This window comes from Microvirga flavescens, assembly GCF_003290125.1.
Classification (GTDB): Bacteria; Pseudomonadota; Alphaproteobacteria; order Rhizobiales; family Beijerinckiaceae; genus Microvirga; species Microvirga flavescens.
In genome coordinates this window covers 24,177-40,717 of record NZ_QMKH01000009.1, presented here as the reverse complement: position 1 = coordinate 40,717, position 16,541 = coordinate 24,177, and the positions used below count along the sequence as shown (strand labels likewise).

Below are 16,541 nucleotides of genomic sequence, written 5' to 3'. Positions count from 1 at the left end.
TTGTGTTGATTTTCTGTCACACATCAAAATTGAAATCACTTTCACAACCCAGAATGGTCTCTTTTTGGGCACACTGCCCCTCAAAGCGCCAAACTTGGCCCTTGGCCGAATTGTCGGACGGCTCCGCTTGAGTATTGTTTCAATCGCATGACGGCGGTCACACACGGCCCCGTCGAAACTTTAAAAAAGTGGAGACATCCATGAAGCTCGCCAAGAGCCTTCTCCTCGGATCGGCTGCCGGCTTTGCCGCAGTTGCTGGGGCTAATGCCGCCGACCTGCCCGCCAAGAAGGCGGCTCCGGTGGAATACGTTCGCGTCTGCTCCTCGCATGGCGAGGGCTTCTTCTACATCCCGGGCACGGAAACCTGCCTGCGCGTCAGCGGCCGCGTCCGCGCTGACTACGTCTACGGTCAGCCCTTCGAACGCAGCGTCGACTCGAACGGCTTCCGCACCCGCGGCCGTATCCAGCTCGACGCTCGTACGTCGACCGCTTACGGCCTGCTCCGTTCGGTGGTCCGCTTCGAGATCACCCGTAACTCGGGCACGCAGCTCACGAGCACCGGCAAGATCACGACGTCGCCCGACGTCAACGAGGCGTTCATCCAGTTCGGTGGCCTCACCGCTGGTCGCGTGACGTCGTTCTTCGACAACGGCGATCTGCCGACCGAGCACATGGGCACGCTCCGCTTCTCGGACGCTCCGGATGTCGGCCTCTTGGCTTACACCTTCACGTTCGGCAACGGCTTCTCGGCCACGCTGTCGCTCGAAGATGGCCTCGATCGCCGTAACGGCACCCAGGCGCTTGCTTACGCTGGTCAGCGCGTTCCGGACGTTGTCGGTAACATCAAGTACACCGGCACGTGGGGTACGGCTCAGCTGTCGGCTGCCGGCCACCAGATCCGTAGCGACAACCTGTTCGTTGCCGCGAACGGCTTCAGCGACTTCCCCGACACCGAGTACGGCTTCGCCGTCACGGGTCAGGTTGGCGTGAACCTGCCGATGCTCGCTCCGGGCGACGCCGCCTGGATCGCCGTCACCTATACTCACGGCGCGCTCGGCTACATCACCGGCGGCGCTGGCGACGACTTCACCGATGGTACGCTCACCGCTCCGACGATCGACGCTTTCTTCAACCCGGCGACGGGTAATGTGAGCCTGTCGACCGCTTGGTCGGTTGCTGGTGGTCTAACCCACTACTGGACTCCCCAGATCCGTCAGAGCGTCTTCGGTTCGTACGCCAGCTTCAGCTACTCGGCTGCTGCTAACCAGGCCGGTATCCCGGACTTCAACGAGTGGCGCGTTGGTACCAACGTGTTCTGGCAGCCGGTCAGCGGCCTGAACATTGGCGTGGAAGCCCTTTACGCCCGTCTCGATCCCCGCGGCCGCGTTGTCCTCCCGCTCGGCTCGAACGAGAGCTCCTGGGAAGGCCGTCTCCGCGTTCAGCGCGACTTCTAATCGGTTCTCCGATTGGACAGGAAACCCCGGTGGAAACACCGGGGTTTTTCTTTTTTCCGGAGCGGTTGCTCCGAGATAGAGCCAGCTCTTCGAGGATACCATGATGCCCACGGTGAAGAGCGGTGGCGGATGGCGATGTCATGACAATCCGTTACGGGCGATTGCGCGACGGCGTTGTGGTGACGCCGGCACGTTGCACGATGTGTTGTGACACGCTGTGCCGTACACAGGGTGCGGGAAACACGTTGGCCTTTAGAAACACGTTGGCCTTTATCAGACAATGTGGGGGCCATGCTCGCGGCAGACGCGCCCGTCTGACGTTGCCGAGATTGTGCCGTGAAGCGTTTCGTCAATCTATTGACGCGCGGAAGCAGTTACCCACTATATCTAGCAGTCAGTGGTCTTCAGATTCGCACATCCGACATGTGGGGATCTGAAGCTAAGAGGGAATACCGGTGAGCCGTGAGGCGAGGCCGGAGCTGCCCCCGCAACTGTGAACGGTGAGCCACGTCAATAACCCACTGGTGCTCAAGGCACTGGGAAGGATGGCGAAGGCAAAGACCCGCGAGCCAGGAGACCTGCCCCTGACCTGTTTCGTTCGTCCTCGGGCGGGGTGTCCCGGAGGCTCGCATCAGGTCAAGGCGATGTTTCATCGCCCCGCTCCAGGCGCGTGCTCCTCGGCCCAAGCCCCCAACAGTAATGGGGTTTGCCGATGTCTTCTCTTCTTACAACCGAAGCCGCTCCATCGCGGCATGCCTTTCCCGCAAACGGTCCGCGCGAGAGCGATGCCGTGCGTGGGCCTGCCTACCAGGTCATCCGCCGCAACGGCGCGGTGACGCCGTTCGATCCGACCAAGATCACGGTGGCGCTCACCAAGGCCTTCCTCGCGGTGGAAGGCAACAGCGCCGCCGCCTCCCGCCGCGTTCATGAAACCGTTGAGGCGCTCACCGCGCAGATCAATGATGCCCTGACCCGCCGCGCCGATCACGGCCGCGCCTTCCATGTCGAGGAAATTCAGGATCAGGTCGAACTCGCGCTCATGCGCAGCGAGCATCACAAGGTCGCCCGCGCCTATGTGCTTTATCGCGAAGAACGTGCAAAGGCGCGCGCCGCCGAGGCGAGTGCGCCGCAGGATGCGGAGCTGCGCCTGCACGTCACGAAGAGCGACAGCACCCGCGCCCCGCTCGAGATGGACCGCCTGTCCCGCGTGATAGAGGAAGCCTGCGAGGGCCTCGCCGACGTTTCCGCCGCGCCCGTGCTCGCGGAAACCCGGCGCAATCTCTATGACGGCATTACGGAAAACGAGCTCGGGCTCGCGCCCATTCTCGCCGCGCGTACACTTGTGGAGAGCGAGCCGAATTACAGCGCCGTCAGCGCGCGCCTGCTGCTCGATCTTCTGCGCCGCGAGGCGCTGAGCTTCGTGCATGGCCGTCCGGATCGTGCGCGCCAGTCCGAGATGACTGAGCGCTATCCCGATTATTTCCACGCGTTCATCAAGGTGGGCATCGAAGCCGACTTGCTCGATCCGGAACTCGCGCGTTTCGATCTCGCCAAGCTTGGCGCCGCGTTGAAAGCGGAGCGTGATCTCGATTTCCAGTTCCTGGGATTGCAGACACTCTACGACCGCTATTTCCTGCAGACGAAGGGCATTCGCTTCGAGCTGCCGCAGGCGTTCTTCATGCGCGTCGCGATGGGCCTGAGCCTCAACGAGATCGACCGCGAAGCCCATGCCATCGAGTTCTACAATCTGCTTTCGTCCTTCGATTTCATGTGCTCGACGCCGACCCTGTTCAACGCCGGCACGCGCCGGCCGCAATTGTCCTCGTGCTTCCTCACCTCCGTGCCGGACGATCTCGACGGCATCTTCAAGGCGGTGAAGGACAACGCGCTTCTCGCCAAGTATTCCGGCGGCCTCGGCAATGACTGGAGCCGCGTGCGCGGGCTCGGCGCGCATATCAAGGGTACCAACGGCGAGAGCCAGGGCGTCGTACCGTTCCTGAAAGTCGCGAACGACACGGCAATCGCGGTGAACCAGGGTGGCAAGCGCAAGGGCGCGGTCTGCGCCTACTTAGAGACCTGGCACATCGACATCGAAGAGTTTCTGGATCTGCGCAAGAACACCGGCGACGACCGCCGCCGCACGCACGACATGAACACCGCGAACTGGGTGCCGGACCTGTTCATGCAGCGCGTGGAAAGCGACGGCGCGTGGACGCTGTTCTCGCCGGATGAAACGCCCGACCTTCACGAACTCTACGGCCCAGCTTTCGCGAAGGCCTATGAGGCCTATGAGGCGAAGGCCGAGCGCGGCGAGATCAAGATCCATCGCCGCGTGCGCGCGGCGGATCTGTGGCGGCGCATGCTCACCATGCTGTTTGAGACCGGTCATCCGTGGATCACGTTCAAGGACCCGTGCAACATCCGCTCGCCGCAAGGGCATGTGGGCGTCGTGCACTCCTCCAATCTCTGCACGGAAATCACGCTCAACACATCGGACGACGAAGTCGCCGTGTGCAATCTCGGCTCGATCAATCTCGTCAATCACCTGAGCGAGAAGGGCCTCGATGCCGCGCGGCTGAAGCGCACCGTCGACACCGCCGTGCGCATGCTCGACAACGTGATCGACATCAACTTCTACACCATTCCGGAAGCGCGCCGCTCCAACCTGCGCCATCGTCCGGTGGGGTTGGGGCTGATGGGCTTTCAGGATGCGCTGCAGGCTTTGAAGATCGCCATCGCTTCCGAGGACACGGTACGCTTTGCCGATGAGAGCATGGAGCTCATCAGCTTCTATGCGATTGCAGCCTCCACAAATCTTGCCGCCGAGCGCGGCAAGTATCCGTCCTTCGAAGGCTCGTTATGGAGCAGGGGCATTCTGCCGATCGACTCGATCCAGCTTCTCGCGGATGCGCGCGGCGGGCTCGATCTCGACACCTCCACGACGCTTGACTGGGATGGCCTGCGCGAGCGCGTGCGCCATGTCGGCATGCGCAACTCGAACGTCATGGCGATTGCGCCGACGGCGACCATCTCGAACATCTGCGGCGTCGCGCAATCCATCGAGCCCGCCTATCGCAACCTCTATGTGAAGGCGAACATGTCGGGCGACTTCACGGTGGTGAACCCCATGCTCGTGCGCGATCTCAAAGTGCGCGGCCTGTGGGACGAAGTGATGGTGAGCGACCTGAAATATTTCGACGGGAGTCTTGGGGCCATCGACCGCGTGCCGGACGATCTCAAGGCGCTCTACGCGACAGCCTTCGAGATCGACTCGTCATGGCTCATCGAGGCCGCCGCGCGGCGGCAGAAATGGATCGACCAGGCGCAGTCGCTCAACCTCTACATCGCCAATCCGAACGGGCGAAAGCTCGATGCGCTTTACAGGCTGGCGTGGAAGCGTGGCCTCAAGACCACCTATTACCTGCGCTCGCAAAGCGCGACGCATGTGGAGAAGTCGACGCTGAAAGGCACGGACGGAAAGCTCAACGCGGTCTCCGCCGCGCCGCTCCCGGTGGCGCAGGAGGCCTTCGCGTTGCAGGCATCCGCCCCGCTCGCGTGCTCCATCGACGATCCCACCTGCGAAGCCTGCCAGTAAAATTTTCAAAGGATAACAAGAATGCTCGACTGGTCTGAACCCAAAGCCGGTGCGGCGGCGCGCGCCGCCGTCTCTCTCAACTCCGCAGGCGATGCCACGGGGCTTGGCGCCATTGATCGCAGCGGCGGGCGCGTGAGCGTTGATGACAAGGCGATGATCAATTGCCGCGCCGACGTGAACCAGCTCCTGCCGCTCAAATATCGCTGGGCGTGGGAGAAATATCTCGCGGGCTGCAACAATCACTGGATGCCGACGGAAGTTTCCATGCAGGCGGACATCGCCCTCTGGAAATCCCGCGATGGATTGACGGAGGACGAGCGCCACGCGGTCAAGCGCAATCTCGGCTTTTTCGCCGCGTCGGAATCGCTTGTCGCCAACAACATCGTCCTCGCGATCTATCGCCACCTCACCAATCCGGAGTGCCGGCAATATCTGTTGCGGCAGGCCTTCGAGGAGGCGGTGCACACGCACACTTTCCAATACATCGTGGAAAGCCTCGGCCTCGACGAGGGCGAGTTGTTCAACATGTATCGGGAAATTCCCTCCATCACCGACAAGGCGGCATGGGCGCTCAACTACACGCAGAGCCTCGCCGATCCGCAATTCTCAACCGGCACGCCGGAGACGGATCAGGCGTTCCTGCGCGATCTCATCGCCTTCTACGTCGTGTTTGAGGGCATGTGGTTCTACACCGGCTTCGCGCAGATCCTCTCGCTCGGGCGGCGCAACAAGATGGTCGGCATCGCGGAGCAGTATCAATACATCCTGCGGGATGAATCGATTCACCTGAACTTCGGCATCGACGTCATCAACCAGATCAAGATCGAGAACCCGCACCTGTGGACGCGCGATTTTCAGGACGAGGTGCGTGGCATGCTGCGCGACGCCGCCGTGCTGGAAGCAGCCTATGGCCGCGATACCATGCCGCGCGGATTCCTGGGGCTGAATGCGGCGCTTTGCGAGCAGTACATGCACTTCATCGCCAACCGCCGCTGCGCGCAGCTCGGCCTCGCGCCCGTCTTCGCGGAGGCGGAAAACCCGTTCCCGTGGATGTCGGAAGCGATGGACCTGAAGAAGGAGAAGAACTTCTTCGAGACCCGCGTCATCGAATACCAGAACGGCGGCGCGCTGAGCTGGGATTGATCAAACACGAGCATGGCCGGGGAGACGATCCCCGGCTGTGTCGATTTCAAGGGGGAGGGCGGTTCAGTGCAGTCTTACGGTTGCGCGACGTGCCAGACGTTGTTGACGCCGTCGCCCATCACATCGCCGGGCTTTGAATCCTTCGTCCAGCCATAGAGCGGCTTGCCCTTGTGCGCCCATTGCTTCGTGCCGTCAGCCCGCGTGATGACCGTCCACTCGCCCGTGCCCTTCGCATCGGCAACAGCGGTGAGCGGCGGCCAGTTCTGCGCGCACATGCCGACGCAATTGGATTTGTTGGGCTCGTCCCGGTCGTAGGTATAAAGCGTCATCCCCTTACCATCGACCAACGTCTTCCCCTTACTCGTCTCCCCTACCTTCGCCTGCGCAAACGCGGCGGATGCGCTCAACACGACCCCAGCGGCCAGAGCGACAGTCAATCCAAGCTTGAGCATGAAACCCTCCCGGCTTTGATGATGGGACAGAAGTGCGGGGAGGGGGAGATTGTTCCCAGGGAGATGACATGTCGGATAGAGCCTTGAAAGACCTTTACGGGAATAGGCTTATCGCACCTGACGTCCTGATAAGCTTGAGCCTAAGGGCAAGGTTCAGTGGCGTGAACAGGCTTGTCTAAAGATAGGGCCGCCGAAATAAAGGTGTTCCCGGCGAGGGGGCTTGCGAAAATTTGAGTTTGACGATCAATGAATAGGAGCGCTCCGAAACTGCCTCTCTAGACGACGTGCTGATCCGGTTGAAGCATAAGGCTTAGTGCATGGTTGATAATCCGTACCTCAAGGATTTCCCTGAATCTCCAGCGTCACCTGACACTTTGTACAAGTATGTGGTTCCAGAGAGGGTCGATGTACTTGAAGGATTACACATCAGGTTCTCGCCTCTCCTTGCGACAAATGATGATTTTGAGGTTCGGCGGACGTTTAGAGAGCTTGCTGGCCCCCGCATGAGGGCTGCTTTCGCTCATGAAGTCATGGGGCTAGATGTAGATGGGAAGCTCTCTGAGGCACTTATTGAAGCAGGGTTCGGGGACGAGAGATTGAAGCCCCTTGCTCTCGCGTTGCTGCGTCAGCGGTTTGGAGATACGCCACCTACCGAAGCATTACGTGCCATTACCCTCAGACTTATAGACCAGTTCCTGCTGACGGTGAATCGCGAGGCGGCTATAGGACAACTGCTAGAGCGTATTGCTGGCCGTCATGTGGCTCTCTCGCTTACGGAAGAGCCGTCCAGTTCTACAATGTGGGCATACTATGCCGCTGAAGGTCGCGGCTTTGTAGTCGCTTTCGATACCACCAATTCATTCTTCTGTAGGACGAACGAAGGAAAACGCCGAAAGCTCCAACAGATCCAATACTTTGATGGTGAACTGGGCGAGGCTCTCGATGATATTAGGGCGGCTTTTATTTCCAAGAGCGTGGGCTGGTCCCACGAACGGGAATGGCGATTATACGCCCGGGAAGAAGAAGCCGACAAAGTCGTCAGTTTTGGTGATCAGCAAATTCACCTGTTCGCCTTTCCACCGGAAATGGTTCGTGGCGTTTATGTTGGCCGTCGAATGGCTTCTCAAACCGTTGACCGTATTAAGACCGCACTCACACAGAACTGTCCGGAAAGCTTCCTCCGACGACTTGAACCAGATCGAATGAAAGGTCGATATGTCGAGGTACCGATTTGACCGCATAGCACTTTAGAAAAGGCTTTGTTCTCGCCGTTGGCCTACAATAAGAATTTGTTTGTAATGGTGCGGACGGCGGGGGTCGAACCCGCACGGGCTAGGCCCGAGGGATTTTAAGTCCCTTGCGTCTACCAGTTTCGCCACGTCCGCTTCAGGCGGCTTGTGGCATATGTCACTGGTTGTCACAAGCGCCGGGGTGGGTGCCTCCAGTCTTGTGAGGCTGGCGGCGAGGCTCCCTCAGGCCAGAACCTTCTTCATGAAATAGCGCGGATAGTGCGGGGCCGGGCCGTCGAGCTGGCCGAAGACTTCGAAGCCGAAGCGTTCGTAGAAGGGGCGCGCCTGAAACTCGTAAGTGTCGAGCCACATATGAGTGCAGCCTCGGCGTCGGGCTTCCTGTTCCGCGCGCTCGATCAGAAGCGTACCGACGCCCTGGCCCCGCAGGGTATCGGGCACCACGAGCAGGTCGATGTGAAAGCCACCCCAGCGGGATTGCGCCCACAGGCCACCGATGGGCTCGCCGGTTTCAGGGTGCGGAATCAGGAGCGCGTAGTCCCGGTTGTCCGGTGCGCCGACGGTTTCTGTGGTGAAGCGGCGGATGGCGGCGAGAAGCGGGGCATAGGCACCTTCCGGCGGCGCGTCGGTTTCGATGAAGGCCGGTTCCGCCGGCGGGCTGGCTTGCGCTTCCATCGCGTGTCTTCCCACGTCCTTGTTTCGACGCATTTTCTTTCGACGAACCGGTGTCCACTTCGTCGGAAAATGCTCTCGCCCCGACCTTTCAGGCCTTCGTCTTCACGGTCAAGTCGGGTGAAGTGTCAGGCGATCTTAAAATCGTACAGCCAGGAATAGCGCTCGGTCATGCCTTGCGGGCCGAGCCTTTGCATCACGCGGTTGCGACCGAAGGAGACGAGGGGGCCGGCGTGGTAGATGCGCCCGTTGGTGCGGGCCTCGGCTTGCACGCGGCGGGCGCGTTCGAGGCGGCGGCTCTCATAAAGGCTGAAGGCCTGCGGGATCTCGTCGGCGCTTTGCGGCATCACGGCGGCGAGGGTCGCGGCATCCTCGATGGCGAGGGCCGCGCCCTGCGCGAGGAAGGGCAGAACCGGGTGGGCGGCATCGCCGAGAAGGGCGATGCGGTCCTTCGCCATAACCCGGGCGGGAAGATCGAAGAGCGACCACAGGAGCCAGTTGTCGACGCGCCCGAGCAGGTCCTTCAGGAGCGGCGTGGCGGAGGCGTAATGGGACAGGAGCGCCTTCGCCTCGCCGGGGGCGGACCAGCCCTCCACGGGGTGCTTTCGCCGCTCGATGGCGACGATGTTGAGAAGACGCCCGTTGGCGATGGGGTAGTGGACCACATGGCCCTTGGAGCCAAGCCACAGGCCGGTTTCGTTGCCCGCAAGCGCGGCGGGCACCTGCCGGTGGTCGAGGGTCGCCCGCCAGGCGACGGAGCCGCGGAAGGAGGGTAGGGCGCGCATGCCCGCCGCCTGCCGCACCTTCGACCACACGCCGTCCGCGCCGATCACCGCATCGGCCCTGAACGTCTCGCGCAGGCCGTTGTCGGTGGTGAGGGTCAGCTCGGCTCCTTGAGGGCCGGTTTCGATGGTCTCGACCTTGCGGCCCATCACGAGGCGGATGCCGGGTTGCGAGCGCACGGCATCGAGCAACAGGGTCTGCAAGTCGGCGCGATGCACCACCCAATAAGGCGCGCCGAAGCGCTCCCGCATGAAGGAGCCCTGCGCCACTTCGCCGATGGTCTTGCCGGAGCCGATGGCGCGCACCACCACGCGCTCGGGCTCGCCCACCACGCGCTGGAGCGCATGGCCGAGGCCGAGGTCGATCAGGATGCAGCTGGCATTGGGGGACAGCTGCAGGCCCGCGCCGACTTCGCTGAAGCCGGTGCGGCGCTCGATCAGCATCACCGCGTGGCCCTGCCGGGCCAGCGCGAGGGCCGCCGTCAGGCCGCCGATCCCGGCGCCGACGACGGCGAAGGACAGGCCGCTCACGTCAGCGCGCGGCAGTCTCGGCGGACTCTTCCACCCAGACGCATTCCGCCGGGCGAGCCTCGTTCGGCTTCAGGGAAGGGTCGTACTTGTAGAGGGTCGAGCAGTAGGAGCAGATGATCTCGTCATCCGTTCCCATGTCGAGGAAGATATGCGGGTGGTCGAGCGGCGGGGTCGCTCCGATGCACATGAACTCCTTTGCGCCCACGTGAATCGTGGAAACGCCGGGGTTGTTGTGGAAGTGGGGAGTACCTTTTTCAGCCATGTCGCTGCCCTGAAAGTGCTGATTTGGCGCGCACCATAATGTTTGATCGGCCATGCGCCTAGAGCATTTTCCGCAAAAGTGGGCACCGGTTTTGCGACGAGAAAATGCGACAAAGAGCTTTTCCGCAAAAGTGGGCACCGGTTCTGCGATGGGAAAGTGCGATAAAAGAGAATGAGGCATTTCCGCAGACCGTCAGATCCGACATTGCATTGAATCCGATCAATGCCTTAGAGCAGGGTCCTGCGAAACGGATTCCGGTCGATACACCTCATGCGGTTCTTCAACTCCAACGGTATCAGCATCGCTTATGTCGATGTCCTTCCCGAGGAAGGGCACGGCGACCCGATCCTCCTGATCCACGGCTTCGCCTCGAATTACGCGGTGAACTGGCTGAACACCCTGTGGTTCAAGACCCTCGGCAAGGCCGGCTTCCGGGTCATCGCCCTCGACAACCGGGGGCATGGGCAGAGCGAAAAGCTCTATGATCCCAAGGACTACGACTCCTTCGTTATGGCGGATGACGCGCGCCGCCTGCTCGATCATCTCAACATCGAGAAGGCGGACGTGATGGGTTATTCGATGGGCGCGCGGATCACCGCGCACCTCGCGCTCTCCGCGCCCGAGCGGATGCGCTCGGCCCTCCTCGGCGGGCTCGGCATCCATCTGGTGGAAGGCGTCGGCCTGCCGCTCGGCATCGCGGATGCGATGGAAGCGCCATCCCTCGACGTGCTGACCGACCCCATGCAGCGCATGTTCCGCGCCTTCGCGGAGCAGACCAAAAGCGACCTCAGAGCGCTCGCCGCCTGCATTCGCGGATCGCGTCAGGCGCTCACCCGCGAGCAGGTCGCCTCGATCACGCTGCCGACCCTCGTTTCCGTCGGAACCGCCGACGACGTGGCGGGCTCCGGTCCTGAGCTCGTGAAGCTCATGCCCAATGCCAAGGCCCTCGACATTCCGGGGCGGGACCACAATCTCGCGGTGGGCGACCGGGTCCACAAGCAGGGCGTTCTCGACTTCCTCGCGACGCGCCCGTGAAGGGCGAAAGGCGAGTCGCTTGAATCGGTTAGGGGGAGGGGCGGAAGTTCCGCATGAGCAGCGCAGTAGCCAATGTTGAGTATGAGTATTTGATTCCACAAAGGTGAGTAAATTTGTGGAATCATTGCTGTTTTCCCCATACATTTGCTGTTTGGGAATCTACGAAAATAACATCGATTGTTTTGCGCCTTGCTATGAAGGGAGCGAGCCTTTCTTCAATTTCCTCGTAGCCTTTTTGAGGCTCGTGCACGCAAAAGAACACTCTCTCGACCCCGCTTTGGAAGATGGCGTCATAGATGTGCCGATCTTGCTCGGATGCTGAATGACCAAAAATGAATATGTTTCCGTCGATGCTTTTCAGTTGGTCATAACAATGGCGCAGGTAAGGTACGGAATTTATTCTAGTCATTTTTTGAGCCGCAGTTCCTTCGGCCACGAATAGAGGAAGTTGGTTGCGCTCTTTAATAGTCTCTGAAATTTCTCTAATTATCGTTCCGCTGGTCAATACTCGTTTGCGAGTCTCCGTCTGCTCACCGAGGAATAGATGCAACGCACCGTGAATGTAGAATGTTGAGCAATTTGCAGTTTCGGAAAATGTTCTAAACCCATTCACCCTTTTCCCCGTGCCAAAACCATCAGTATGATTCTCGCATGCATGCAATGCTGCCCAATAGAGCAGCAAATCATAGTTAATCGTAAATATTAAATTGAAATTGTCTAAAAAAGAGCCGCAAGCAGTTTTTTCAATTTCAGGAATATCAAAGCTGCCATCGGGATGGACACTGTGGACAGCTCTAATGAGTGCGTCTCTTGCTGCTTCTGCATCTTCCCTAAATTGTTTCGCATGGGCCTCATTGCCGTAAGCGTCAGCGATTGCAGCGGAGTGTTCTAGCGCCTTCACAACCGCCTCAAAATCCTTTGTTTGCAGCGTTTCGAAGACCTTCCTGATCGGGCTTTCGGCAGGAAGAGCGCATTTTTCAAGTAAAGCCCTGTACTCAAAAGCTCTCTTATTTTGGTCTATGGAAAAACCATTTCCTAGGAGAACGGATTTTGACTCGGAACCACATAGGTCAATCGCATCGTCAAAGTGTAGTACGTTAGGCATATTCAATTCTGCTTGAGGTTGTTGCTATAATTGGTTTATTCGCCTCGCGGCCCGTAGGAATCAACCAATGAGGCACGGCTATTTTCTAGGGCTGCAACCAGTGGTCAATATGCTGTGCGCCTATAAGTTTTAATTGCGGACTATCCACTTGATTTGAGACTCGTTTTCCCCAGTTCGATTGCGTTGGGGAAAGTGCCGATGACACGTCTCGACAGCGCCATTCGCCGTTTGTCCGCCCAGCGCAATCTTCTGAACTGGGCTGCCAACGAAATCGAGCCGACCGGGGTGATCCTCGAACTCGGACTCGGCAATGGTCGGACCTATGACCATCTGCGAACCCGCTTGCCCGACCGGGAGATCTACGCCTTCGAGCGCACGCTCGCGGTCCACCCGGATGATCTGCCGCCGGAGGACTACCTCGTCCTCGGTGACATCTTCGACACGCTGCCTCTTTTCGCGGAGCGGATGGGCCCTGCCTGCGCGGCCCTCATCCATGCGGATATCGGCTCAGGCGATGACGCCCTGAACCGGCAGCTGGCAAAGCGCCTCTCACCGCTCCTCGAACCCCTGCTCGAGCCGGGTGGTCTCGTCCTTGCCGACAGAGCCTTCGATCTGCCCCGCTGCACGAACCTGTCGACTCGCACCGGTATCACCGAGGGGCGTTACTTCGTCTACCGCCGGGCCCGCGAGAGCGGGCGGCCCGTGGCGCACAGGCCGTCTCACATTGCCTGAGGCGTGGGCTATCGTCCCTTGAACACCGGCTTGCGCTTTTCGAGAAAGGCGCTGCGGCCCTCCACGTAATCGGCGCTGTCGAAGCAGGCATCGGCGAGCGCCTGCGTGTCCAGCCCCGGCTCCCCAACGCCGCATGCGGCGTCGATCGCGGCCTTGGCGGCGCGGATCGTCAGGGGTGCGTTCTCCGCAATCGTGCGGGCAAGCGTCAGTGTCGTTTCTTCCAGCGCCTCATCGGGAACGACCGTTCCGAGGAGCCCCAGGCGCAGGGCTTCGCCGGCATCGATCCTGCGCGCGGTGAAGAACAGGTCCTTCGCGACGGTGGGGCCCACCACGGCGGTGAGCAGCCGCATGGCTCCGGGCGGATAGCCGACCCCGAGCCGCGCCGCCGGGATGCCGAACACCGCATTGTCCGACGCGATCCGCAAATCGCATGCGACCGCCAGTCCGCATCCGGCGCCGAGGCAGTGGCTGCGGATCATGGCGATGACGGGCTTCGCGCAATGGGCGATGGCCCAGAACGCCGCTTCGTTGTCGCGCTCGTAGGCGCGGCTGCCGGCGGCGTCCGCCCGGATGGTTTCGAACTCGGCGATATCCGCCCCTGCGGCAAAGGCGCCCGTTCCGGCTCCGCGCAGGATAATCACCCGCACGCGCTCATCTTCCTCAAGCGCCTTCACGATGGCCGGAAAGGCCTGCCACATGGAGAGGTTGAGCGCATTGCGCCGTGCCGGGTTGTCGATGGCGATGGAAGCGATCGAATCCTCGACCGTCACGGATAGAAGCGGAGAGGGGGAAGAAAATACAGCGCTCATGATCGAATGGGGCTAAAGAAAGGGGCGGTGGAATCCTACTTATGCTAATCCCCGCCGCGCGTCGCCTTGGCAAGGAGTTCGTCATGACGTCCCATCAGCGCCTGAAGTCAGGGTCCGTCGAGCCGCTTGCCGGGACCGTGGACCCGCTCTGGGGTCGCCTTCTCCGTGAGGCTCAGGAAGCCTCGCGCCGGGAGCCGGTGCTCGCGGGCTTCATGCTGAGTTCGGTGAGCCACCAGCCCAGCCTCGATGCGACTGTGATTCACCGCGTTGCGGCGCGCCTTGCCCACCCCGCCGTGCCCGCCGATCTCATCGAGCAGACATTCCGCGAGGCCGTCCAGGCCGACCCGTCGATCTCGCAGGCGTTCCGTGCGGATATCAGCGCCGTGCTGGATCGCGACCCCGCTTGCGAGCGGGTCCTCGAGCCGGTGCTCTATTTCAAGGGCTTTCACGCTATTCAGACACACCGTCTGGCGCATTGGCTTTGGAACGAGGGGCGGCGGGATTTCGCGCTCTATCTCCAGAGCCTGTCTTCCGAGGTGTTCCAGACTGATATCCATCCGGCGGCGCGGATGGGGCAGGGCATCTTCCTCGATCACGCGACCGGCCTCGTCGTCGGCTCGACGGCGGTCATCGAGGATAACGTGTCCATGCTGCAGGACGTGACCCTCGGCGGCACGGGTAAGGAGCGTGGCGACCGCCATCCCAAGATCAGGAAGGGCGTCCTGATCGGAGCGGGCGCGAAGATCCTCGGCAATATCGAAGTCGGCCATTGCGCGCGCATCGCGGCAGGGTCGGTGGTTCTGCAATCGGTGCCGCACAATGCGACCGTCGCCGGCGTTCCGGCCAAGGTGGTCGGCACCGCGGGCTGCGCCGAACCGGCGCGCGCGATGGATCATTTCCTCAAGGACGGTATTTGACGCGCTTGCTCCGCACCTTCCATCGTGGCAAGTGCAGTCTTTATCGATTTCATGAAAGGATTCATCGTGGATAAGACCGAGATGGCGAAGGTTGAACGTTACCTGCGCCAGACTTTTGCAAACGCCTCCATCCGCGTTGTCGGCCGTCCGAAGAAGACCGATTCCGCGGAAGTCTATATCGGCGACGAATTTGTCGGCGTGCTCTTCCTCGACGACGAGGACGGCGACCGCTCCTACAACTTCACGATGGCGATCCTCGACACGGATCTCGAAGACTAATTCTCTTCTGGAGGATGGGGCCTCGTGCCGCTCTACCGTCTCGATGATGTCGAACCCGTCGTGCCCGAGGCCGGGCGGTTCTGGATCGCGCCCGACGCGCATGTGATCGGGCGAGTGCGGCTTGGTGTCGATGTCGGCATCTGGTTCGGGGCGGTCCTGCGCGGCGACAACGAGCTCATCGATGTGGGCGAGGGGACCAATATTCAGGAGGGCGCGCTGCTCCACACGGACCCCGGCGCGCCTCTCACGATCGGGGCCGGATGCACGATCGGCCACCACGCCATCCTGCATGGCTGTACCATCGGCGAGAATTCGCTGATCGGCATGGGCGCGACCGTGCTGAACCACGCCCGCATCGGCAAGAACAGCCTTGTCGGTGCGAATGCCCTCGTGACCGAGGGCAAGGAATTTCCGGATAACTCGCTGATCGTCGGCGCGCCCGCCCGGGCGATCAAGGCGCTCGATCCTGAGGCTGTCGAGAAGCTCAAGCTGTCGGCAGTCAAATATGTCGCGAACTGGAAGCGCTTCGCGAACGGGCTGACCCGGATCGATTGACCGGGTCTTACCGGTTCGCGGTGGTGGTCGGCGAGGTGATGCCGCCGAGCGAAACCCACGCGACAGCGTCCTGGCTTTCGCGCTTTACGAAAACGTAGCCAGTCTGATCCCACGACAGGACGTTCGAGTGCTTGTTGTCGAGCACGTAGTCACCGCGATCCGTGCGGATCACGAGAACGGCGTGGCCTTCGCCAAGCTCGTCGATCACGACAGTCATGCGCATGGCGCGGCGGGGCAGGCCGAGCTCCGTCAGCCGCTTGCGCTTGAGGAGCTGGTAATCCTCGCAATCGCCCTGGCCGTCATCGGGCAGACTCCAACGATCCACGACACCCCAGTGGTCCTGGTCGGTGACGGGCTTGATCTCGTTGTTAACCCGCTTGTTGACCGAGACGATGGTGTTCCAGATCTGCGGCGTGAGGGTGATCGTCCGGGGCTCGGAGGTGTTCACGGTGCACTCGGAGGCGTTCTCCTGGCAGAACTGCATCCATCCGAGGATCGGCTTGGCGGAGGCTCCTTTCTCGACGGGAAGGGCCGTGGCCTGAGCGGAAGCGACGGTCTGAGCCTGGGCGGCGCCGCCGAGAAGAAGGGCTGCTCCGAAGAGAGCCGTAGCAAGCTTGCAGCCAAAGATGCCAGCCTTCCGACCGCCCAGCTCGACGCTTTTCAAGAAAGAGAGAGACATGCCCCGCACAGCCCGTTAAATTTCTTTTAACCAAGCTCGCACGGCTTATTTCATGGCTCAAGCAGAAAGTTAAAGGTGAGTTAACGCGTCGCGGGTTGCTTCGTTCCCAGCATGGTTAATAAATTCTCACTAACTGCCGCAACGTGATGAAGCGTAACGATTTTTATATACTTGACCGCTCTTCGCGCGAGCCCCGGAAGATGCCTAAGGGAGAGACGGGCAGTAAAGGAAAACAGTCTTTTGAAGAATTTTTTCTGAAAGCAGGCAAAATAAGCATGAACTTTCATCGGGT

Annotated in this window: 16 protein-coding genes, 1 tRNA gene and 1 riboswitch; of the genes, 9 read left to right on the top strand and 8 right to left on the bottom strand. The window is 60.9% G+C overall.

Annotation, left to right across the window (positions count from 1 at the left end):
- The first annotated feature begins 188 nt into the window (after nucleotides 1-188).
- The 3 genes from DQW91_RS15225 to DQW91_RS15215 all read left to right on the top strand — a co-directional run bounded on the left by DQW91_RS15225 (nucleotide 189) and on the right by DQW91_RS15215 (nucleotide 6,192).
- The gene (locus DQW91_RS15225) at nucleotides 189-1,454 is read left to right on the top strand and encodes a porin (RefSeq protein ID WP_245411064.1); all 1,266 of its coding nucleotides are present in this window, start codon (nucleotides 189-191) and stop codon (nucleotides 1,452-1,454) included.
- Between the two features lie 381 nt (nucleotides 1,455-1,835).
- Nucleotides 1,836-2,054, top strand: a riboswitch (cobalamin riboswitch).
- 112 nt (nucleotides 2,055-2,166) lie between these two features.
- Nucleotides 2,167-5,049: a ribonucleoside-diphosphate reductase subunit alpha gene (locus DQW91_RS15220; RefSeq protein ID WP_112664501.1), complete on the top strand. Its 2,883-nt coding sequence runs from the start codon at nucleotides 2,167-2,169 to the stop codon at nucleotides 5,047-5,049.
- Nucleotides 5,050-5,070: 21 nt separating this feature from the next.
- Nucleotides 5,071-6,192 carry a ribonucleotide-diphosphate reductase subunit beta gene (locus tag DQW91_RS15215; RefSeq protein WP_112664500.1) on the top strand — a complete coding sequence of 374 codons (1,122 nt, stop codon included), beginning with the start codon at nucleotides 5,071-5,073 and terminating at the stop codon, nucleotides 6,190-6,192.
- 74 nt (nucleotides 6,193-6,266) lie between these two features.
- On the opposite strand, the gene DQW91_RS15210 is transcribed toward DQW91_RS15215, so the two are convergent.
- The gene (locus DQW91_RS15210; RefSeq protein ID WP_112664499.1) at nucleotides 6,267-6,644 is read right to left on the bottom strand and encodes a COG4315 family predicted lipoprotein; all 378 of its coding nucleotides are present in this window, start codon (nucleotides 6,642-6,644) and stop codon (nucleotides 6,267-6,269) included.
- Nucleotides 6,645-6,961: 317 nt separating this feature from the next.
- Between DQW91_RS15210 and DQW91_RS15205 the strand changes: the two genes are divergently transcribed.
- A complete protein-coding gene (locus tag DQW91_RS15205; protein ID WP_112664498.1) occupies nucleotides 6,962-7,879 on the top strand; it encodes a DUF2971 domain-containing protein in 918 nt (305 codons plus the stop codon).
- A gap of 64 nt (nucleotides 7,880-7,943) precedes the next feature.
- On the opposite strand, the gene DQW91_RS15200 is transcribed toward DQW91_RS15205, so the two are convergent.
- The 4 genes from DQW91_RS15200 to DQW91_RS15185 all read right to left on the bottom strand — a co-directional run bounded on the left by DQW91_RS15200 (nucleotide 7,944) and on the right by DQW91_RS15185 (nucleotide 10,138).
- Nucleotides 7,944-8,029: transfer RNA gene (locus DQW91_RS15200), tRNA-Leu, on the bottom strand.
- Between the two features lie 87 nt (nucleotides 8,030-8,116).
- On the bottom strand, nucleotides 8,117-8,566 hold the full coding sequence (locus DQW91_RS15195) for a GNAT family N-acetyltransferase (RefSeq protein ID WP_112664497.1): 450 nt from the start codon (nucleotides 8,564-8,566) through the stop codon (nucleotides 8,117-8,119).
- Between the two features lie 125 nt (nucleotides 8,567-8,691).
- The gene (locus tag DQW91_RS15190) at nucleotides 8,692-9,876 is read right to left on the bottom strand and encodes an FAD-dependent monooxygenase (protein ID WP_112664496.1); all 1,185 of its coding nucleotides are present in this window, start codon (nucleotides 9,874-9,876) and stop codon (nucleotides 8,692-8,694) included.
- 1 nt (nucleotide 9,877) lies between these two features.
- Nucleotides 9,878-10,138 (bottom strand): zinc-finger domain-containing protein, encoded by a 261-nt coding sequence (locus DQW91_RS15185; RefSeq protein ID WP_112664548.1) that lies wholly within the window; start codon nucleotides 10,136-10,138, stop codon nucleotides 9,878-9,880.
- Nucleotides 10,139-10,408: 270 nt separating this feature from the next.
- Here DQW91_RS15185 and DQW91_RS15180 point away from each other — a divergent pair, with 270 nt between their 5' ends.
- Nucleotides 10,409-11,173 (top strand): alpha/beta fold hydrolase, encoded by a 765-nt coding sequence (locus tag DQW91_RS15180; RefSeq protein WP_112664495.1) that lies wholly within the window; start codon nucleotides 10,409-10,411, stop codon nucleotides 11,171-11,173.
- A gap of 121 nt (nucleotides 11,174-11,294) precedes the next feature.
- Here the strand turns inward: DQW91_RS15180 and DQW91_RS15175 are convergent, their stop codons facing one another.
- Nucleotides 11,295-12,278 carry a DUF4917 family protein gene (locus tag DQW91_RS15175; protein ID WP_112664494.1) on the bottom strand — a complete coding sequence of 328 codons (984 nt, stop codon included), beginning with the start codon at nucleotides 12,276-12,278 and terminating at the stop codon, nucleotides 11,295-11,297.
- A 198-nt stretch (nucleotides 12,279-12,476) separates the two neighbouring features.
- Here DQW91_RS15175 and DQW91_RS15170 point away from each other — a divergent pair, with 198 nt between their 5' ends.
- Nucleotides 12,477-13,010, top strand: a complete 534-nt coding sequence (locus tag DQW91_RS15170) for a class I SAM-dependent methyltransferase (RefSeq protein ID WP_112664493.1) — start codon at nucleotides 12,477-12,479, stop codon at nucleotides 13,008-13,010.
- Nucleotides 13,011-13,018: 8 nt separating this feature from the next.
- Here the strand turns inward: DQW91_RS15170 and DQW91_RS15165 are convergent, their stop codons facing one another.
- Nucleotides 13,019-13,819 (bottom strand): enoyl-CoA hydratase, encoded by an 801-nt coding sequence (locus DQW91_RS15165; RefSeq protein ID WP_112664492.1) that lies wholly within the window; start codon nucleotides 13,817-13,819, stop codon nucleotides 13,019-13,021.
- 83 nt (nucleotides 13,820-13,902) lie between these two features.
- On the opposite strand from DQW91_RS15165, the gene cysE reads away from it, so the two are divergent.
- The 3 genes from cysE (at nucleotide 13,903) to DQW91_RS15150 (ending at nucleotide 15,570) form a co-directional block, all read left to right on the top strand.
- Nucleotides 13,903-14,736 (top strand): serine O-acetyltransferase, encoded by an 834-nt coding sequence (gene cysE, locus DQW91_RS15160; protein WP_112664547.1) that lies wholly within the window; start codon nucleotides 13,903-13,905, stop codon nucleotides 14,734-14,736.
- Nucleotides 14,737-14,802: 66 nt separating this feature from the next.
- Complete coding sequence (locus DQW91_RS15155; RefSeq protein WP_112664546.1) at nucleotides 14,803-15,015, top strand: DUF3126 family protein; 213 nt, start codon at nucleotides 14,803-14,805, stop codon at nucleotides 15,013-15,015.
- A 24-nt stretch (nucleotides 15,016-15,039) separates the two neighbouring features.
- A complete protein-coding gene (locus DQW91_RS15150; protein WP_112664491.1) occupies nucleotides 15,040-15,570 on the top strand; it encodes a gamma carbonic anhydrase family protein in 531 nt (176 codons plus the stop codon).
- Nucleotides 15,571-15,577: 7 nt separating this feature from the next.
- On the opposite strand, the gene DQW91_RS15145 is transcribed toward DQW91_RS15150, so the two are convergent.
- Complete coding sequence (locus DQW91_RS15145) at nucleotides 15,578-16,249, bottom strand: transglutaminase-like cysteine peptidase (protein WP_112664490.1); 672 nt, start codon at nucleotides 16,247-16,249, stop codon at nucleotides 15,578-15,580.
- Nucleotides 16,250-16,541 lie beyond the last annotated feature (292 nt).